Source organism: Allomuricauda sp. CAU 1633, from assembly GCF_017313225.1.
Taxonomy (GTDB): Bacteria; Bacteroidota; Bacteroidia; order Flavobacteriales; family Flavobacteriaceae; genus Flagellimonas.
In genome coordinates this window covers 698,621-719,520 of sequence record NZ_JAFLNE010000001.1, presented here as the reverse complement: position 1 = coordinate 719,520, position 20,900 = coordinate 698,621, and the positions used below count along the sequence as shown (strand labels likewise).

At 42.2% G+C, this 20,900-nt stretch carries 16 protein-coding genes; 5 read left to right on the top strand and 11 right to left on the bottom strand.

Features of this window, described 5'->3' with window-relative positions; genetic code table 11:
• Positions 1-19: 19 nt before the first annotated feature.
• Positions 20-661 carry a 4'-phosphopantetheinyl transferase family protein gene (locus tag J0X14_RS03210; protein WP_207096307.1) on the bottom strand — a complete coding sequence of 214 codons (642 nt, stop codon included), beginning with the start codon at positions 659-661 and terminating at the stop codon, positions 20-22.
• A 73-nt stretch (positions 662-734) separates the two neighbouring features.
• On the opposite strand from J0X14_RS03210, the gene ahcY reads away from it, so the two are divergent.
• Positions 735-2,051, top strand: a complete 1,317-nt coding sequence (ahcY, locus tag J0X14_RS03205; protein ID WP_207096306.1) for an adenosylhomocysteinase — start codon at positions 735-737, stop codon at positions 2,049-2,051.
• Between the two features lie 58 nt (positions 2,052-2,109).
• Here the strand turns inward: ahcY and J0X14_RS03200 are convergent, their stop codons facing one another.
• Both J0X14_RS03200 and J0X14_RS03195 read right to left on the bottom strand, forming a co-directional pair.
• Complete coding sequence (locus J0X14_RS03200; protein WP_207096305.1) at positions 2,110-2,865, bottom strand: LytR/AlgR family response regulator transcription factor; 756 nt, start codon at positions 2,863-2,865, stop codon at positions 2,110-2,112.
• On the bottom strand, positions 2,866-3,945 hold the full coding sequence (locus J0X14_RS03195) for a sensor histidine kinase (RefSeq protein WP_207096304.1): 1,080 nt from the start codon (positions 3,943-3,945) through the stop codon (positions 2,866-2,868). It lies immediately after the preceding gene.
• 246 nt (positions 3,946-4,191) lie between these two features.
• Here J0X14_RS03195 and J0X14_RS03190 point away from each other — a divergent pair, with 246 nt between their 5' ends.
• Positions 4,192-6,579 carry a TonB-dependent receptor gene (locus J0X14_RS03190; RefSeq protein WP_207096303.1) on the top strand — a complete coding sequence of 796 codons (2,388 nt, stop codon included), beginning with the start codon at positions 4,192-4,194 and terminating at the stop codon, positions 6,577-6,579.
• 75 nt (positions 6,580-6,654) lie between these two features.
• Complete coding sequence (locus tag J0X14_RS03185) at positions 6,655-7,767, top strand: D-TA family PLP-dependent enzyme (protein WP_207096302.1); 1,113 nt, start codon at positions 6,655-6,657, stop codon at positions 7,765-7,767.
• 1 nt (position 7,768) lies between these two features.
• Here J0X14_RS03185 and eutC read toward each other — a convergent pair whose 3' ends face one another.
• The 8 genes from eutC to J0X14_RS03145 all read right to left on the bottom strand — a co-directional run bounded on the left by eutC (position 7,769) and on the right by J0X14_RS03145 (position 17,274).
• The gene (gene eutC, locus J0X14_RS03180; protein WP_207096301.1) at positions 7,769-8,530 is read right to left on the bottom strand and encodes an ethanolamine ammonia-lyase subunit EutC; all 762 of its coding nucleotides are present in this window, start codon (positions 8,528-8,530) and stop codon (positions 7,769-7,771) included.
• Positions 8,527-9,900 carry an ethanolamine ammonia-lyase subunit EutB gene (locus J0X14_RS03175; protein WP_207096300.1) on the bottom strand — a complete coding sequence of 458 codons (1,374 nt, stop codon included), beginning with the start codon at positions 9,898-9,900 and terminating at the stop codon, positions 8,527-8,529. The genes eutC and J0X14_RS03175 overlap by 4 nt, the downstream gene beginning before the upstream one ends.
• A gap of 54 nt (positions 9,901-9,954) precedes the next feature.
• The gene (locus J0X14_RS03170; RefSeq protein ID WP_207096299.1) at positions 9,955-10,977 is read right to left on the bottom strand and encodes a phytase; all 1,023 of its coding nucleotides are present in this window, start codon (positions 10,975-10,977) and stop codon (positions 9,955-9,957) included.
• 94 nt (positions 10,978-11,071) lie between these two features.
• Entirely contained in the window at positions 11,072-13,975 is a 2,904-nt protein-coding gene (locus J0X14_RS03165) for a TonB-dependent receptor (RefSeq protein ID WP_207096298.1), read from the bottom strand.
• 170 nt (positions 13,976-14,145) lie between these two features.
• A complete protein-coding gene (locus J0X14_RS03160) occupies positions 14,146-15,744 on the bottom strand; it encodes a tetratricopeptide repeat protein (RefSeq protein WP_207096297.1) in 1,599 nt (532 codons plus the stop codon).
• Between the two features lie 144 nt (positions 15,745-15,888).
• Positions 15,889-16,149 carry a 50S ribosomal protein L27 gene (gene rpmA / locus J0X14_RS03155; RefSeq protein ID WP_207096296.1) on the bottom strand — a complete coding sequence of 87 codons (261 nt, stop codon included), beginning with the start codon at positions 16,147-16,149 and terminating at the stop codon, positions 15,889-15,891.
• A 24-nt stretch (positions 16,150-16,173) separates the two neighbouring features.
• Positions 16,174-16,725, bottom strand: a complete 552-nt coding sequence (gene rplU, locus J0X14_RS03150) for a 50S ribosomal protein L21 (protein WP_207096295.1) — start codon at positions 16,723-16,725, stop codon at positions 16,174-16,176.
• Positions 16,726-16,827: 102 nt separating this feature from the next.
• The gene (locus J0X14_RS03145; protein ID WP_207096294.1) at positions 16,828-17,274 is read right to left on the bottom strand and encodes a DUF4199 domain-containing protein; all 447 of its coding nucleotides are present in this window, start codon (positions 17,272-17,274) and stop codon (positions 16,828-16,830) included.
• A 187-nt stretch (positions 17,275-17,461) separates the two neighbouring features.
• On the opposite strand from J0X14_RS03145, the gene J0X14_RS03140 reads away from it, so the two are divergent.
• Both J0X14_RS03140 and J0X14_RS03135 read left to right on the top strand, forming a co-directional pair.
• Entirely contained in the window at positions 17,462-18,784 is a 1,323-nt protein-coding gene (locus J0X14_RS03140; protein ID WP_207096293.1) for a M16 family metallopeptidase, read from the top strand.
• A gap of 1 nt (position 18,785) precedes the next feature.
• Positions 18,786-20,858, top strand: a complete 2,073-nt coding sequence (locus tag J0X14_RS03135) for a M16 family metallopeptidase (protein ID WP_207096292.1) — start codon at positions 18,786-18,788, stop codon at positions 20,856-20,858.
• The last annotated feature ends 42 nt before the right edge of the window (positions 20,859-20,900 follow it).

The following is a 20,900-nucleotide window of genomic DNA, read 5'->3' as shown; positions in this document are numbered from 1 at the left end:
AAACTACAAAAAGGAATTGTCATCCTCCCATCATTTTTAGGGCATATACGCAGGTAAAACCTTCAAATTCCAAAAATTCAATTTCGTAGTGCGATTTTTTGCCTTTATATAAAATTTCAGCCACGGTACGGGAATCCTCAAAGGTAAAATCCATGACATTGATATGCCTTAAAAAACTTAATCCTTGTTGTGCATATATTTTATAAAGTGATTCCTTGGCTCCCCAAACAATGGTGAGCTTTCTGATAAGTGCATCGGTGTTGGCCAAGGTTTTATACTCCTCAATGGGCGTGAACTTGTGGGCAATACGGAGTATTTTGCCCCGCTGCATCTCTATATCAATACCTACCTCATCGGTTTCGCTCACAATAATTCCCGTAAAATTGTGGGAATGCGTAATGGAAATATGACTGCCATCCTTTAAATGGGGTTTTCCAAAATCGTCATAAAATAAATCATGATCTACATATCCCGCTTCGGCCATTAAGTGTCTGATACTCAAAAAAGCCCTGCGATGTGCTTCCGATTTCATGCCGTCCATTCGATCTTGACAATGCGGGGTCAGCTGAATTCCATCGGATAAATCCTGCTCCGGCTCATCAACCTTCCAAATATAGACCGATGTTGATGGAGAAACTGTTATGGTTTTGTAAATGGGCATGACCAAAAGTTAAGCGAATTCGTATCTTTGTCGCACTAAAAGCGAAGCTACAAAAGTAAATTTAGATAAAATTATGAGCACAAAGACAATTCCGTATGTACCATATAAGGTAAAGGACATTTCCCTGGCCCAATGGGGAAGAAAAGAGATTGAGCTTGCCGAGGCCGAAATGCCCGGACTTATGGCATTGCGTGAGGAATACGGCAAGGAACAACCCCTGAAGGGAGCGCGAATTGCCGGTTGTCTGCATATGACCATACAAACAGCGGTCTTGATCGAGACCTTGGTGGCCCTAGGTGCCGAAGTGACTTGGAGTTCCTGCAACATCTTTTCCACACAGGACCATGCCGCTGCCGCTATTGCTGCAGCTGGTATCCCGGTATATGCTTGGAAAGGCATGAACGAAGAAGAATTCGACTGGTGTATTGAACAAACCTTGTTTTTTGGAGAGGAAAGACAGCCTTTAAACATGATCTTGGATGATGGCGGTGACCTTACCAATATGGTTTTGGACACATATCCTGAATTGGCTTCGGGAATAAAAGGGCTTTCTGAGGAAACCACCACAGGAGTACACCGTTTGTATGAACGCATGAAGAAAGGTACACTGCCCATGCCCGCCATCAACGTAAACGATTCCGTGACCAAGTCCAAGTTTGATAATAAATATGGATGCCGTGAAAGTGCCGTGGATGCTATCCGAAGGGCTACCGATACCATGCTTGCTGGAAAACGTGTGGTGGTTGCCGGGTACGGTGATGTTGGAAAAGGAACTGCCGCTTCATTCAGAGGGGCAGGTGCCATCGTAACCGTAACAGAAATTGACCCTATTTGTGCGCTTCAGGCCTGTATGGATGGTTATGAAGTGAAAAAATTGGAGACCGTCATTTCCAATGCTGATGTGGTCATTACCGCCACTGGAAATAAGGATATTATCCGAGAAGAACACTTTAGAGCCTTAAAAGACAAGGCCATTGTATGCAACATTGGACATTTTGACAATGAGATTGATATGGCCTGGTTAAATGGAGCTTATGGGAATACCAAAGATGAAATAAAGCCACAAGTGGACAAATATACCATTGACGGTAAAGACTTGGTGGTTTTGGCAGAAGGCCGATTGGTAAACTTAGGGTGTGCCACAGGCCACCCCAGTTTTGTGATGAGTAACTCGTTCACCAACCAGACCTTGGCGCAAATTGAGCTTTGGAACCACAGCGACAAATACGAAAACGAAGTGTATATGCTTCCAAAGCATTTGGATGAAAAGGTAGCCCAATTGCATTTGGCTCGTTTGGGTGCAGAGCTGACTGAACTCAAGCAAGACCAAGCCGAATATATCGGCGTGGAAGTAAAAGGCCCATTTAAGCCGGATTACTATAGATACTAGGTTTTAGATGCCAGAAATAAGATATAAGACCCTTGCAGTGATGTGGGGGTTTTTTATTTTACATATCCAACCACCGCTTAAAGTTGGTGGTGCGTTCACGGGATACAATGACCTGTTCCTCTTCCTTCGGAAGTAATTTTAGCAATAGGCGACTATTGAAGTAACTGTGAATTTCCACCACAGACTTTACCGATACCATAAACTTTCGGTTAATCCTAAAAAAATGGATGGGGTTCAGAATATTTTCCAATTGATCTATGGTATACTCAATGGGAAAGGACTGCCCGGTATGCGTGTAAAGACAAATTAAACCGTCGTTTGACTTAAAATAGGCAATATCCTCCACATTGAACGAGCGAAATTGGTTTCCTACCTTTACCATAAAACGATGTTTGTACTCTTTGTGGAAAAGCTGTTTGAGATGTTCCAAATTCTCAGTGGAGACATGGCCGTTCCGGGTCACATTTTTTTTAAATTTTTCCAGTGCTGTTTTTAAATCAGACTTTACGATCGGCTTTAAAAGGTAATCCACTCCATTGTATTTAAAACCCCTGATGGCAAACTCATTGTATGCCGTTGTAAAAATCACTGGAGGATGGTCCTCAATCCCATCAAGGATATCAAATCCATAACCATCATTGAGTTGAATGTCCAAAAAGACCAAATCGGGCTGGTCATTTTTCTTGAACCATGCAGCCCCGCTCTCCACGGAATTCAATTCAGCAATTATAGTTATGTCCGGAGTAAGTTCCCTGACTAACTGTGCCAAACGTTTTGCCGCAAATTCTTCGTCTTCAACAATAACTGCCGTCATTTAGGAAATGGCTTTCAAGTTTAATTCTGTTATTTTTTTATCCAAAAGAGGAACGATGACCTCAAAATGCTCCGCTTCCTGTCGCACCAAAACCTGCTTATTGGAATAGTAGGAGTATCGCTTTTTAATGTTTTCCAAGCCCAACTTGGTGGTCTCTTCCTTTAGCTCACGCTTTCTTAAGCTGTTTTTTATGGCTAAGGCATTGCTTTCAATGGAAGTAATGCAAATCTGAAGCGGTTTCTCTTTGGAGTACCAATTGTGTTTCAGGGCGTTTTCAATCAACATCTGCAAGGTAAGCGTGGGGATCCAATATTCTTCTGCCTTGACTTTGATATCCATTTGTATGGAAATAGCATCTTTATGGCGCACCTCCATCATAAAAATATAGGCATCCAAAAAATTGAGTTCCTTTTGAAGACTCACCAAATCTTCTTCCTTATTATCCAGGATGTAACGATAACTGGTCGCCAATCGGGTGACAAAATCCGAAGCAAGATCACGATCTTCATACATCAGGGAAGTAAGTGTGTTTAAACTATTAAATAAAAAATGGGGACTGATCTGGCTTCTCAATGAGGAATATTTGGAAGCAATCATCTCCTTTTTCAGGTTTTCCATTTGTTCTTCCATTTCTTCCCTGTGCTTCATGGAAAAATAAAATAGATTAACAAATACTACTGTGGAACCAATCAACAAGGCCCTTGACACATCGCCGGTGAACTCCACAATAACGGGTTCCTCACATTGAATCCCCAAAGTGTCCTTCAAAGGAAACAAGGCCAAGTAATAAGTCAATGTGCTCAAAGGCAGTAAAACTGCCATGGTCAATGCATAGATTTTAAGGCTGTTGTTAAGGTCAAGACTCCCTTTTTTACGCTCCCTATGAATCAGCCAATCATTAAACTCCCAGGTCACCATAAAAAAAAGGAAGGCCGTCCAATAGTAAAATTGACTAGTGGGATTTAAGAATGAATGCCAAGCGTCATTTTCGTGCTCAGAAGTAACCTTGATCAGAAAAAAGACAACCGTGGCCACCATCCAGCGGAACAAAAACTTTTTTACGCCCCTTTTGTTGAACATCCCAAAAACCATTTGTTAAAGATACTGAAGTCCTCGTGACACCTAAACTTCTCTCACTTCAAATGTCAAAAAAGGGATTGAACCGTGTTTAACTGCCATTAACTTGACTTTAAGTCTCCAGTAAACCGAATATCAGCCTCAGTTGCCCGTTTCACGGCTTCATCAGCAAATACAACAGTTCAAAAGTTTTAAGTTCCAATAGGAAAAACTTTGGGGCAACTTCGGCTAAAATCAAAAAACCTCGTCATGAAAAAAATCATTTTAGCCCTTACATTCCTTTACGGATTTTCCATGTTTTCCCAAACAGGCACGCTTAAGGGAATCGTTGTAGACAAACAATCTGAAAATCCTTTGGAAGGGGCCACCATTGAACTTTTGAACGTGGAAATCGCCACTGGCGTCATTACCGATTTTGATGGTCGGTTTACTTTAGAAAATGTTCCCATTGGGCGACAAATGGTACGTGTCAGTTATATCGGGTTTGAAAGCACTACCATTCCCAATGTGGTAATCACCACAGGAAAAGATGCCTTTATTACCGTTCAGTTATTGGAGTCTTTTAATCAATTGGATGAAGTGATTCTGACCAACTCCGACCATAAAAATGAGCCTTTGAACAAGCTGGCCACAGTCTCAGCACGTCAGTTTGGTGTGGAGGAAGTCACCCGATTTTCTGGCGGGCGAAGCGATGTGGGCCGTTTGGCCGCTAATTTTGCAGGGGTTTCCGCTCCAGACGATAGTAGAAATGATATTGTCATTCGGGGGAATTCCCCAACGGGGCTACTCTGGCGTTTGGAAGGCGTACCCATTCCAAGTCCCAATCATTTTTCCACCATTGGAACCACGGGAAGCCCTGTTTCGGCCTTAAATCCCAATCTTCTCAAGAACTCGGATTTTATTACCTCTGCGTTTCCAGCTGAATATGGCAATGCCATTGGAGGGGTCTTTGATTTAGGGTTTAGAAAGGGGAATCCCGATGACTATGAATACACTCTGCAAACCGGAGTGTTTACAGGCTTGGAAGCCATGGCCGAAGGCCCTTTGGGCAAAAACAGAGGTTCTTTTTTGGTTGCGGGTCGATATGCCATGACCAGTATTTTAGGTGTTGGTGGCGCTGGGGGAACTTCTTCGGTTCCCAATTATAATGACATCTCTTTTAACGTTGACTTTGGAAGGGTGAATTCTGGGAATCTTTCCGCATTTGGAATTATTGGAACCTCTGATATTGAATTTAAAGGAGATGATATTGACCCAGATGATTTGTTCGCCGCGGAAGATGAAAACTCTTATGTAGACTCACAATTTGGGGTATTCGGTTTGAAATACAATTTAAGCCTGAATCAAAATTCATTTTTACGGACCGTGGCTTCCATGTCCTATTCCGGAAACAATTTCAAAGCCGACCGCTATTTGGATATGGATACACCAGAAGAACGACTGGTTCGTTATACGGAAGCCGATAATTCCGAAACCCGGTTTACCTTTTCCTCTTTGTTCAACACCAAAGTGAGCAACAGATTTACTTTTAGGACCGGACTGCTGCTGGAAACTTTCAATATTCAAAGTTTGTTGTTAGACAGAACTGAGCAAGAGGATAATGATAACGATGGAGATCCAGATTTGGTCAATTTTAGAGATATTGATGAAAATATTACCCTCTGGCAACCTTACATCCAAGGACAGCTCAGGGTCACCGAAAAGTTGACCTTGAATGCAGGTCTTCATACTCAATATAGTTCATTGAACAGTCAATTTGTGTGGGAACCGAGAGCTGCGCTGAACTATACCATTCTTCCCAATCACACCTTAAATTTGGGGTATGGTCTGCATCATCAATCCATTCCCTTGCCGCTTTTGTTTTTGAATGAAAATGTGAACGGTGAAATCCAACAAACCAACAGGGAATTGGATTTTGTTAGAAGCAGCCATTATGTCTTGGGCTATGATATTCGTTTGGCCGATCGTTGGCGAGGCAAGGTGGAAATTTATTATCAAGATATTGATAAGGCAGGGGTTGAAGCTTTTCCATCCAGTTATTCCACCTTGACCGAAGGAGCTGATTTTGGTTTTGACAATGATAGGGTTTCCTTGGTGAATGAGGGAACAGGATACAACCAAGGTATCGAACTCACCCTTGAAAAATTCTTTAGCAAAGGGTATTATGGTTTATTGACGAGCTCCTTTTTTGAAAGTAAATACGAAGGCAGTGATGGGGTTGAACGGAATTCACCTTTCAATAATGGCTATGTGGTCAACCTTTTGGCCGGAAAGGAATTCAAGGCAGGTCCATCTGGAAAAAATGTATGGTTTGTAGATACCCGACTTACCACCTCCGGTGGGCGTTATTACACTCCAGTGGACTTGGAATCTTCACAACAAGCTGGTTACGAGGTGCTTCAAGAAGACTTGGCCTTTACCCAACAATACGATGATTATTTCCGGTGGGATGTGAAGTTTGGTCTTAAAATTAATAGCCGAAAGAAAAAACAATCACATCAGTTTTATTTTGACCTACAGAATGTGACCAACAATGAAAATATCTTCGTGCGCCGCTACAACCGTTTGACCAACAATGTGGACCGGGTGGACCAAATAGGGTTCTTCCCCGACTTTGGGTACAAGTTTCAATTTTAAGAGGAATCAACCCAAGTTTCCCCACAAATGATTACATTGTTGTCAAACCAAAAGTTGAAACAAACAGCATTGAAGATGGCAGAAGATTGGTACGTAATCAAAAATGTGGAAACGGTGGATTCTCCTTCCGTGGCATTGTATTTGGAACATCTCAAATACAACATCAATGAGATGATCACCTTGGTGGACGGCCAAACCAAAAGGTTGATGCCACACATCAAAACCAACAAAATGCCCAAAGTAATGCAGGTTTTATTGGAATCGGGAATCACCAATTTTAAGGCTTCCACTATTTCAGAAGCAGAAATTGCCGCCGAAGCTGGAGCCAAGTCTGTATTAATTGCCCATCAATTGGTTGGTCCTAAAATTGACCGGTTTTTGCGTTTGATAAAACACTATCCCGAAACCCTATTCTCTGCCATATTGGATAATGAAGACAGTGCGGAACTTTTAAACCAAAAAGCATTGGAGCAAGAGCTTTCCGTAGCTGTATACGTCGACATAAACAACGGGATGAATCGTTCCGGCATTGTAATTGGCCCTGGGCTGGATGAGCTTATGGCCTATTTGAAAATATGCAAGGCTTTAGTTTTTAAAGGGCTTCACGCCTATGATGGCCATTTACGAGATTCTGAATTTACAGTACGAAACCAAAAGATAGAAAATGGGGTAAAAGATGTTGAAGTCTATTTTGAAGCGTTGAAAGAAAGTTATCCCCTAGCCGAATTAATCTGTGGGGGAACGCCTTCTTTCACTTCGCATTTGCTAAAAGAAAAAAGGGTAACCAGTCCTGGAACCTGTGTGCTTTGGGATTGGGGTTATGGTGAAAAACTAACAGAGCAGAACTTTAAGTATGCCGCCCTTTTGGTGACCCGAATTATCTCCAAACCCACTGAGGGAATCATAACCGTAGATTTGGGCCATAAGTCCGTTGCCGCGGAAAATCCGATTGACAAACGGGTCAAATTCCTGAACCTTGTGGATTATGAATTGCTTTCACAGAGTGAGGAACATGGTGTAATTCAAGTAAAAAATTGGGACAAATATAAAGTTGGGGATGTCCTGTATGGTGTTCCTTATCACATTTGCCCTACCATTAATTTGCATGATGAAGTTTCCGTAATTGAAAATGGCATGAAAACGGATTCTTGGGAAATCATGGCCCGTAAACGAAAATTGCAGTTTTAAATCACTCCTTATCCAACAGTTCCTTTAAATTGATTTTGAGTGCCACACCACTGATTTGCTTTGCAAAGGATTGTTGAATCAAATAGTTTAAGAGCAAAGCGCCTTGTTTGGGAGTTAATCCGTTTTTGTGAATGTTGGAAATGCAATTCCGGCGCTCATCCGTCAATCCCTTTGTTGGGGCATAGGTCGTATAAATCCCCATACTTTCTGGAGAGGAAAGCCCTGGGCGCTCCCCAATAAGCACCGCAGTAAATTTGGCTTTGAGTTGGGTGCCAATAGCATCACCCAAAGCTACGCGGGCATGTGTGGTCAGTACAAAGCCAACATTATAATTTGAATCAAGTTGGGGCAACACCTCTTTTAAAAGAGAGATAGCATTCGTGTTGACCGCCTCGGCTGAAAGCCCATCAGCCAATACAAAAATAATATCAAATTCATTGGTACTGTTCCGAAATAATTCTTCTGAAGTAGTATTCAAAAGCCGACCAAAATCGGGGCGTTTTAAGTACTCCTCTCTATTTTGAACCTTGCTCTTCACTGTCCAAATGGGAAATCCCAAAGATTGTATTTCCTTTTCCAAAAAGGGAATGTCCAACTCGGTATAAATAGCATCCTTGGCATGGGCATGGGCCAGTTTAAATTGGAGGACTTCCTTCAATGGAATGCTATTTCCAACACTGCCCAGCGCTATTCGCGCATTTGTAAAAGAACTGAGATTGTCCCAAGCGTCTTTTTTCACCAAGCTGCTGTCCTTTCCGCTCATGGCATGCTGTTTAACAATCGGTGTGAATTGGATATGGAAATTCGATTTCCTGAACCATCCATAATGCCCATTTTTAGCAACCAAGCTTCAAACTCGGGAGCGGGTTTTTTGTTCAACACCTTGCGCAAATAAAGCGCATCATGGAAAGAGGTGGTTTGATAATTCAGCATGACATCATCTGAACCTGGTACCCCCATGATAAAATTACATCCGGCTACGCCCAATAGGGTCATTAGATTGTCCATATCGTCTTGGTCCGCTTCGGCATGGTTTGTATAGCACACATCCATACCCATAGGCAATCCCATCAATTTTCCACAAAAATGATCTTCCAGACCGGCACGGGTAATCTGTTTTCCATCGAACAAATACTCGGGACCGATAAACCCCACCACAGAGTTTACCAATAAAGGATTAAAATGTCTGGCCACAGCATAAGCTCGAACTTCGCAGGTCTGCTGATCCACATTCCAATTGGCATTGGCTGAAAGTGCCGAACCTTGACCCGTTTCAAAATACATGATGTTCTCACCCACTGTACCACGATTGAGTTCCAAGGCACCTTCGTAGGCTTCTTGCAACATGGGTAGGTTTATACCAAAAGAGGAATTTGTTTTTTCTGTTCCTCCAATGGATTGAAATACCAAATCCACGGGTGCATCATTGAGCAATTCCAATGCCGTGGTCAAGTGGCAGAGCACACAAATTTGGGTAGGAATCTCAAACCGCATTCGGATTTCATCCATCATTTTTAGCTGGTTGCCCACAATGTCCACACTATCGGTTACTGGGTTAATACCGATGACGGCATCACCACTACCATAGAGCAAACCATCCATCATACTGGCGGCAATACCTTTGATATTATCTGTGGGATGGTTGGGCTGCAACCGAACGGACAAATGTCCTTTTTTGCCAATGGTATTGCGAAATTGAGTGATCACCTCACATTTTTGGGCCACAGCAATCAAATCTTGATTGCGCATCAATTTGGAAACCGCCGACACCATTTCTGGAGTGAGTCCTTTGGAAATCTGGGTCAATTTTTGGGTGTCCACCTCATGGGTCAGCAACCAATCCCGAAAATCACCCACGGTAAGCCCAGAAATCTCTTGAAAAGCTTCCTCATCATGGGTGTCGTAGATGAGTCGGGTAATCTCATCTTCTTCATAAGGCACCAAGGCTTCGCTGAGAAATGCCTGCAAGGGAAGTTCGCTCAACACGCATTGGGCTGCAATACGCTCCAAATTGCTTTCGGCCGCCAATCCTGCCAAGGCATCCCCCGTACGGAACGGACTAGCCTTAGCCAACACTGCCTTTAGGTCGGGAAAGCTGTACACCTGATTCCGAATGGTATGCTTGTAGGCCATAACCGAGGGTCTGTCTCTCAAATATAACCCGTAAAACCACGATTCCGTGGGGAATCAGTCCATTTTAAGTCCCAATTTGCCCAAATCGTAAAAATAGAAGTCCTTTTCGTCGTTCATTGCAGCAAAAAGGCCGTTTGGAAAAGTATCATTCAATGGAACAGTGACCACATCACAACCATCAGTCTCTGTAGTAGATAGATTTACTGCTTTTATAAATGAATTGTCCTTTCTTGAAAAGATATTGAACTGTCCACGTTGCTGATCGGAAACAATAATATAGCCTTCCCCGTTGGGATATCTGGCTATGGCGATACCTTCGATGTCTTCCAAGAACAGTTCCCCGCCGAAGCAAGCCAACTCTTCGTCACCCATGCTAGGTTCTGCGTGATATTTTTTTACGCATTCGCCTTCATCCGAATAATAGATGTAACCCATTTCATTGTCTACCGCAATGGCTTCAATCTCTTTTCCTCCGGTAAAACTTCCAAATTTTCGCACCAAATTGGCGGAAACCCCAGTGCTATCAGATTCAAATTTATACTGATAGAGGTACGAACCACTCGGCCCAATTTTTCTGCCCACAATGGCATAAACCGAAGAATCTTTAGGGGATTTGTAGAGGCTGATCCCCATGGCCAAACGTTGCTCCACATCAGTTTCATCTTCAAAGACGGGGAAGCCACCACCATCCAAGGGTTTCATTTCGGGTACTGAGAACAAACGGATTTGTTGTTTCTCCCGTTCCGTGAAAGCAATCACATCCACAGCAACGGAGTCATTCAATTGAAAACCATATTCCAAATCCACATTATTGGGGCGTTGAATGCCTGTGATGGATTTCTCCTGGATAATTTTTCCATCCAAATCAAAGGCATAAACGCCTCCGTTGGTTTCCTTATCGGTTCCAAAAACAATACTTTTTGAAGCATCTTCAGGATTGATCCAAATGGCGGGATCATCGGTATCGTTTGGGGTTTTTTCGGTGATAACATCAGGAGCTATGGCCGGCAGTGAACTGCCTTGTTTGCAAGAGATGATTCCCAACACCAAAATGAATGGGATATATAATTTTTTCATACTAGAAACTTTATGGATAACGGTTGTCACTCCAAGTACCCACCCTTTATGGGCGGGCACTCATCATGACTTAGTATATAAAATACTACCTGAATTATTTTCTGAACAAATCGTATTTCAATCCGAAGGTAAATCGAATGCTGTAAAATTCAGCTTGTTGGGTCCGTTCTTTTACACTTTGGAAATACCGTAGGGGTTGATTGGTGATGTTGTTCACATCGGTATAAATCCTCAAGTTGTTGGTAATGGCATAGCTGGCATTGAAATCCAAGAAGAACTGGGTGTCATAGTATCGGTCCTCAAAAGCGTTTCCTCCAATTTCATCGATATACGAATCGGAAAAGTTGGCTGAAAGTCGCGCGCTAAACCTTTTATCGGCATAGCCCAAAGATCCGTTGAACATGTTGGGTGCCGTGTTGGGCAAGTCAAGGTCGGTACGCTCATCACCATCTTCGTTGCGGATGCCATCGGCACTGGAAGATAAGTAGGTATAGTTTAAATAAATGCTGAAGTTTTTGGCGAAACCAGGCAAGAAATCCAACTGACGCTGAAAAGAAAGCTCAGCCCCAAAAATGGAAGCAGAATCCCCATTTAACGGTTGAAAGACATCGTAACCTGTTGTTCCAGAACCAAAGGAATCATCTTCGGCCTCTGTGATAAATGTGTATATAAAATCATTGATTCTTTTGTAGAAAAGCCCACCAGAAACAATTCCCACATTCTGAAAATAATGCTCTGCGTTTAAATCAAAGTTCATGGAAGTGGTTGGATCCAATTCTGGATTCCCCACGATGACTTCTTCATCCTCATTCACAATCTCAGCCCTTGGGATCAAATCTTCGTAATTTGGACGGGCCAAGGTGTTGGTCCATGCAAAACGAAGAATGGTATTGGTGTCCACATCGTACTTGAAATGGATGCCTGGTAGTAAATTGGTATAGGAGTTTTCATCAGATACAGGCTCAACTTCAATGCTTTCCTCTATATCTGCGTCCTCATCCTCTTCAATATAAATAACTCGGTTACCATCAGTTTCAAGCTTGGTATTCTCAAATCTTGCACCGGCCAATACACTTAATTTATCAGATAGTTTTTGGTTGAACATTACGTAGGCTGCCAATACGTTTTCCTTTACCTCAAAGTTTCCGGGCAAAAATTCATCTGGCAAGGCTTCACCATTGGTGCTGTTCAAATTCAACGCACCCAACCATTCTTCACTGGCAAAGGTTCCTGCTTGATATTTTTCACCTGCCAGAAAATCTGGGTCGGTGTAGCTTTTTACGGGAACTGCCCCCAAGGTCGGAAAATCATCTTCCAAATCGTATTCGAAGAAGTCGTTGTCTCTTAATTTGGTCTTGAAGCGACCTCTTGCCCCAAACTTAATGGTCCCATTCCCTTGTCCAAAGAAATCGGCGGGAAGCTCAAAGTTTGCAAAGAAGTTGATGTCCTCCTCTTCAGTATATTGGTTTTCGTTAGTGATTTCATCGAACTCAAAGTTGTCCAAATTGCTGAAATCACTTGGGTCGGAAGCAGTCATAATAGGATACTTTGGATTGCTGTTATCATTATTTACAATGTATTCAGCAGCGTAAGCAGCGTAACGCTCGTTCAAACGCTCTTCGGATGCTTTTGCGTAAGACCCCATCCAATCGAACTTTAAACTGCCAAAAAGATGGTTACCTCCCAAGGTATAGTTTTGCATGCGCTGATCTTCCAACCTACGGTTTTTATTTCTTCCTCCCGCGATTCCTCCTTTAGACTCACGTACGGCTTCAATTGGGAAACGGGTCGGGATTCCATTGGTTATGGTAAAATCGCCTTCTTCAATATCCTCACCATCCAATATCTCTTGGGCAAAAGCGAATCGGTTTTCTCGATCGTCTCGCCAGTTGTACATGGTTTTCAAATAAATATTGTTGGCAGCATTGATTTGGTAATCAAAATTGGCAGAAAAACTTCTTCGTACCCGTTGCACCAAATAGGTGCGCTGCTCGGTTACATTAGTATAGGGATCAACATCTACCTCTTCTAAAATAGGGTCTCCTTCATCATCATCTTCACCAGTATAGTATTCAAATTCGTCGCTCCATTCAGCCTCGATATTATCTGAACCAAAATCATTATCGTTGATGGTTGCCGAAAACATATATCCGAATTTGCCATCATTGGTACGGTCACCTACTAAAAGAGAGCCGTTCCAAATTCGTTTGTCGGTGATAAAATTGATTCCCGATCCTGCGGTAGCGGAAATCCTAAATCCTTGAGGAGCGGTACGGGTCACCAAGTTTACAGAACCCCCCAAAGCGTCCGCATCCATGTCTGGAGTCACCGCTTTGTTCACTTCAATGGTTTGGATCATGTCCGAAGGAATCAAGTCCATTTGGATGTTTCTGTTATCCGATTCTGCGGAAGGAATACGGCTTCCGTTCAAGGTAACGGAGTTCAACTGCGGCGAAAGACCACGAACAATAATATTTCTTGCCTCACCTTGGTCCACCTGCATGGTGATACCAGGAATACGCTTAACGGCGTCCCCAATATTGGCATCGGGAAATTTCCCAATCTGGTCTGTAGATACCACGTTGGTAATGTTCAGATTGGTACGTTGCGTGTTCAAGGCTTTGGCTTGACCACTAAGTCCATAAGCACTTACCTGAACCTCGTCCAGTTCTACATTACTTGGATTCAAGACAATGTTTACACCTGTGGTTTGACCACCAGATACAGAGACCTCTTGGTCAACATCAGCATAGCCCATGTAGGTGATCTTTAAGGTATAGCTCCCTTCGGGAATACCAACAATGGTAAACCTTCCATCAAAATCGGTAATAGCCCCTTTGGCCAGTGATTCAATAAATACGTTGGCACCCGGAACATAAATTCCGTTTTCATCGGTAATGGTTCCTTGAATATTGCCTGTTTGTGCTTGTGCTTTTACAAGTCCAAACATCAAAAAAAGCGTTACAAAAAGTAGTTTCCTTGCGTTCATTGGTTTCATTTTGGTTCTAGTTAGAATGCTATCCAAAACTATGTATATCAGTTCATTATGATTTAAACTAAAGGGAAACAAAAAGGAAACAAATCGGTGGGACGGCAGAAACAAGAGGGCAACAATTACATTTTTTTTACATGGGGCTAACCTTTTCAAAAAATTGGGATGAAAATGGGTCAAAGTTCAATCATAAAATTTACCAACTCGTCCTTCTGATCTATGGGAAGCTTTTTGCGAAGTCGGTGACGGGCCACACGAACACTGTCTGGGGTCACCCGAAGGATGGATGCAATTTCTTTGGAGGAGAGATTCAATCGCAATAGCATGCCCAACCTAAGTTCAGCCGGGGAAAGGCTTGAATCAGAAAGTGATGATAGTTTTTTGATAAACTCTGGGTGAATTTCTTTAAAGAAATTCATGAATTCGTCCCATTCGTCTTCCTGTTGCAGATTAAAATCAATCTCCTTTACCAAAGCTTTTATTTTTTCCGAGGTGTCCATGTTTCTTCGGGATGCAATGTTCCGAAGGGTGTTCGCCAAATCAAGTAAGATTTTATTTTTCTGGGAAAGATGGAGGCTGTACCGGGATAGTGAGGCCGTTTTAAGCTGAACCTCATTTTGCAAGTTTTTTTCCTCAATGGCTTTTTTATCAAGCTCCGCCTTGAGCATTCGCTGTTTGTATTCTTGGATTTTAAGCTTGGCCTTACGCTTTCTGCCCAAATAGCTGTACAAAATGGTTAGGATGGCCGCCAAGGCAAACAAAGCCACCCACAACAGGTTTTGATTGGCAGCACTTACCTTATTCTGTTCCTTCAACAATTGAATTTCAGCCTCTTTTTTGTTGGTCTCGTAAATGGTCTGAAGCACATTGAGCTGATTGGTGTTTTGTGCGGTGAGCATGGCACTGTTGTATTCTTCAGCTTCCATCAACTGGGCATGGGCCTTTTCAAAATCGCCCATGAGGGCATAGGTTTTGGACAAATCTTTATGGGCACTTTCCAGCTGGTGGAAATCATTCAACTGTTTCGCAATATCGAGTGCCTTGCCCGTATAAGAGAGGGCCGACTCATATTTTCCTGTTTTTCGAAAGCTGTCTCCCAAATTATTGAGCACATTGATTTCTTCTGCAGTATTGCTGTCCTGCAAATACGCATAGGCTTTATAAAAATATTGCTGGGCCAAATCAAATTGTTCCAAATCTTCATAAATGCTCCCGATGTTCTCATTGGTCATGGCTACGCCATGTTTGTCTTCCAGCTGTTCAAACAACAAGAGACTTTCTTTTTGATAGGCTAAGGCCTTGTCATATTCTCCTTGTTTTTCATAGCATGCCCCAAGTAGTGCCATGGATTCTGCTTGTCCTTTGCTATCTTCCAAATTCACCGTAGTGTTCATGGTTTCGGTGAAATGTTGTTCAGCAAGCTCAAAATTATTTTGGGAAAGGTAAACCCTACCAATATGGTTATTCAGGGTCATGTAAAGCGTGTCGTTGAAATCGGTTCCAATCTGCTCCAAGGCCCTGTTGTATTGTTCCATAGCTTCGGAATACAATCCTAAAGAGCGGTAGTATTCCCCAAGCTTTAAGTGGCTTTGAGCTATTTGTTTAGGAAACTCCGGTTTGCTTTTGGACTGTTCCAACTGCTTTTGGAGCTCCAAATAGGTTGGGTCTGATGTTTGGGAGGAAAGGTCAATAGGTGCTTGTTGAGCCATACTATTGCCATGGACAAGAAGCATCACCACCATCAAAAGAAAAAAAGGTCCAAAATGTGTTCTCATTGAACGTAATTGGCAAAGAAAGTTCAAGAAACACAATTACGTTCGCCCAAATATCATCAAGAGGTTATTAAACCTTTATCAATGGGTTAGGAAAAAGAAAGGCCCCGCTACTGCGAGGCCTTCAATATGATATAAATCTTGTTATTAAGCTTGGAAAGGCTCAATGGAAACAAAAGATTTTCCACCTGCTTTCTTTTCAAACTTAACAATACCGTCTACCTTGGCATGCAAAGTATGGTCTTTACCAGCGTATACATTTTCGCCAGGATTGTGCTTGGTACCACGTTGTCTAACAATGATGTTACCAGCAACAGCTGCCTGACCACCAAAAATCTTAACGCCCAAGCGTTTCGATTCTGATTCTCTACCGTTTTTTGAACTACCTACACCTTTCTTGTGAGCCATGATATATAAATTTTAGTTCGTGTCTTATTTACTTAACGCTTCAATCAACTCGGCTTTCTTCATGGAAGAATATCCAGTAATATCTTTAGCCTTTGCCATTTCCTTCAACTCTGCTACCGTTTTGGAGCTCAAATCCTCAGTTGCCTTTGCTTTTGGAGCTTCCTTTTTAGGAGCTTCAGCTTTTTTGGCTACTTCTTTCTTAGGCTCAGCAGCAGGTTTCTCTTCAGTTTTGGCTTTTGCTGCAGGAGCGGCTTTCTTGGCTCCTTTGGCTACGATACTTTCAACAACAATCTCAGTCAAATATTGCCTGTGACCGTTTTTCTTTTTGAAACCTTTACGTCTTTTCTTTTTGAAGACAATTACTTTATCTCCCTTAAGGTGCTTTACAACTTTGGCTTCAACAGCCGCACCTTCTATGACTGGGGCGCCAATAGTAACGTTTCCATTATCATCCAAAAGAAGAACTTTGTCAAAAGTAACTTTTTTGCCTTCCTCGGTCTGCAAACGGTGAACGTACACTTTCTGGTCTTTTGCAACTTTAAATTGCTGCCCTGCCATCTCTACAATTGCGTACATAATGCGTTAATTAGATTAATTTATGGTCGCTTTATTAAATTAGCGGGTGCAAATATACTGCTAAATCCTTAATCTACAAGTATTATATCTCCCTTTGGGACATTATTTTTTTTGATTGTTGGAGGATTTGAAGAGTTGCATAAAGGAAAGCGTTAAAACCAAGGTAGTGGCAAATCCCATAATGGCCACCGTAAAGAAAACAATTCCTTGGAAGTTTTTGTAGTCCTTGGCCCATACTTTGGAGAGTTCATCCAAATACGCACCGTTCAATTCCGTGCTATAAAATGCGAAGAAAATGGTGAATATCAGCGTGGCAATAAACCCTGTGGTGATTCCTGCCGTGAATCCATTTCCGTAATTGAAACCTTTGCCTTGCCTAAGCTTGGTGTACTTTATAGTTTCATAAATACCAAACCCGGTAATGATCCCATTGAACAAGCTATAGAAGACATTGGTATGCTTTCCCATTAGGGACAAGATCAAAAAATACGCGATGAGAACAGCACTGGTAACTATCCCAAAACGAATAGGCAGGGTTAAATTTTTCATCTCATTTTATTTTTGGATGCGATGTTTAATTTACTGAATGTTTACGAATTATCCCATAGATTCTTTTAAAGACTTGCAGTCTGTTGATTCCGCTTGTAAATTTTATCCTATATTTAACGTAACATCAATCATCAAATCAATACCAACCTCAGTAGTACATCGTACACCAATATTAAAATAACATATCATGAAAAGACATTTACTTTCTGTGCTTTTCATACTTACCTTGGGCCATTTTCTATCAGCACAAGAAGTAGCCTTTGAAGAGTATGATCTGCCAAATGGCCTGCATGTAATTTTACATCAGGATAACACGGCCCCTGTAGTGACCACCGCCGTTATGTACCATGTGGGATCCAAGGATGAAGATCCACAAAAAACCGGATTCGCCCATTTTTTTGAGCATTTATTGTTTGAGGGCACCCAGAACATTGAACGCGGTGAATGGGACAAAATAGTTTCCTCGAATGGCGGGCGGGGTAATGCCAACACCTATTTGGACCGCACCTATTATTATGAAACTTTCCCGTCCAATAGTTTGGAAACGGGTCTGTGGTTAGAGTCCGAGCGCTTGATGCACCCCATTATTGGTCAAGTCGGAGTGGATACCCAAAAAGAGGTGGTACAAGAAGAGCGAAGACTTCGGGTGGACAATTCGCCTTACGGTGCTTATTTTGAGCAGATCTGTAAAAATCTTTTCATAAAACATCCCTACCGATGGGCCGTAGTTGGCTCTTTGGAGCATTTGGCCAGTGCCACTTTGGATGATTTCAAAAACTTCAACAAGACCTATTATGTCCCAAATAATGCGGTGTTGGTGGTGGCTGGCGATTTTGAAACCGAAAAGACCAAAAAAATGATTTCCGATTATTTTGGTCCCATTCCAAAAGGTGCCGAAATTGATAGACCCCAGATAAAGGAAGACCCTATCACCTCAACCCTATTTGCTACCTACCATGATCCCAATATTCAGATTCCAGCCATCTTCTTGGCGTATAGAACTCCTGGACAAGCTGAAAGGGATGCCTATATCATCAATATGATTTCTGCGTATTTGAGTGATGGTGAAAGTTCCAAACTCTATAAAAAGTTGGTGGATGATAAAAAAATGGCACTTCAAGTCTTTGCATTCCCTTTGGATGGTGAAGATTACAGCGCCTATATTTTGGGAGGACTTCCGCTCGGAGAACATACCATCCAGGATCTTAAAGACGAAATCGATGCTGAAATTTTAAAGCTTCAGACTGAGCTCATTTCTGAAAAAGACTATCAAAAACTTCAAAATAAGTTCGAAAACCGCTATGTGAATGCCAATAGCAGTGTTGAAGGAATTGCCAACTCCCTCGCTGAAAATTATTTGTTACGTGACGATACCAACCTCATCAATACCGAAATTGATATTTACCGATCCATAACCCGGGAAGAAATCCAGGAAGTGGCCAAAAAGTATCTAAAAGTAAACCAACGTCTGGAGCTGGAGTATTTACCTGAACAAAATGATGCCAATTAAAATGAAAAAGTATATCCTATTTTCTGTACTGTCACTTTTTTGGGCAGTAACAAACGCACAAATAGATCGTACCACACCTCCAAAAAAGGGACCTGCGCCAGAAATAAATCTAGAGGAACCTGCTCGTTTTGAATTACACAACGGGCTTAAAGTAATGGTGGTGGAAAATCATAAATTACCACGGGTCAATATGTATTTGACTATAGATAATCCTCCTATTTTACAAGGGGATAAAGCTGGCGTATCCGATTTGACCTCCAGCATGTTGGGAAAAGGGTCCACTTCCATCCCCAAGGATGATTTTTATGAAGAAGTGGATTTTTTGGGTGCTTCCATAAGTATTGGAAGTCAAAGTGCATCCGCCAATTGCCTGTCCAAATACTTTCCACGGATTTTGGAACTTATGGCCGATGCTGCCCTTAATCCCAACTTTACTCAAGAGGAATTCGAAAAAGAAAAGGAGCAACTCCTTACCGGGCTCAAAAGTCAGGAAAAGGATATTTCAGCCATTGCCACCAGGGTACAACTCGCCCTGGCTTACGGTAAAAATCACCCATATGGCGAAATCACTTCAGAAGAAACGGTAAATAACGTGACCTTGGCCGATGTGGAACAATTCTACAGAAACTATTTTGTGCCAGCGAACGCCTATTTGATCATTATTGGGGATGTTGATTTTGAAAATGCCAAGGAGCTCATCACCACGCATTTTACCCCATGGTCCAAAGCCGTTCCCCCATCGTTCAGTTATTCAAAACCCACAGATGTGCAGTACACCCAAATTAATTTTGTGGATGCGCCCAATGCCGTACAGTCTGAAGTGGCCGTGGAGAACATCACAGAACTCAAAATGAAGGATGATGACTATTTAAATGCATTGCTGGCCAATAAGATTTTGGGAGGTGGTTCGCAAGGTAGGCTGCATCTGAATCTAAGAGAAGACAAAGGGTATACCTACGGCTCCTACTCCGCCATTAGGGACAACAAGTATAGCCCCATTCGTTTTGATGCCTCCGCACAAGTAAGAAATGCCGTAACCGACAGTGCTGTGGTCGAAATTTTAAAGGAAATAGACAAAATAATCCATGAGCCTGTAACAGCCGAAGAACTCTCCAACGCAAAGGCAGAATATGCCGGTAACTTTGTAATGGCCCTGGAAAACCCTACCACCATTGCCGCCTATGCCCTAAATATTGAAACGGAAGACCTGCCCAGCGATTTTTATAAAAACTATTTGGAGCGACTTGATGCTGTTTCCATTGCCGATGTACAAAAAGCTGCCCAAAAACACCTAACCACCTCCAATGCCAGGGTAGTTGTTGTGGGCAAAGGAAGTGATGTTGTGGAAAACCTTGAAAAAGTCACTTTTAAAGGTAAGGAAGTTCCGGTATTCCACTACGACAAATTCGCCAACAAAACCGAAAAAACTGAGTATAATTCGGCAGTTCCAGAGGGTATGACTGCCAACACAGTTTTGGAAAAGTATATTGAAGCGATAGGTGGAAAGTCCAACTTGGAAGGTGTAGAATCCTATGCCATGATTGCTGAAGCCGAAATGCAGGGCACGACCTTGGAGCTGGAACTAAAAAAGACCTCTCAAGACCAATTTATGCAAGACATAAAGGTAATGGGCAACTCCATGCAAAAACAAGTTTTGGATGGCGATGCAGGCTATATGGTGGTGCAAGGACAACGCAAAGATCTTTCTCCTGAAGAAATTGAGAAAATCAAAGAAGAATCTGCTGCTTTCCCAGAATTAAATTATTTGGCTGCTGGTAATGTTTCTTTGGAAGGGATTGAAGCTGTTGGCGACAAAAAAGCGTATAAATTGAAGATCACTGATAAAAAGACAGCCTTTTATGATATTGAATCCGGTTTAAAGATTCAAGAAATTTCTGTGGAAGAAATCCAAGGGGAGCAAATGCAGAATATCATGGGGTTTGCTGATTATCAAGAAGTTTCCGGGGTTAAATTTCCTTTTCAATTGTCGCAGAGCATGGGCCCACAAAACTTTGAATTTACTGTAAAAGAACTCAAAGTGAATGAAGGAGTCAGCGCTTCTGATTTTGATTAAAGCTCTTTATAGAAGTAAAAAAAGACGCTCTTTTGGAGCGTC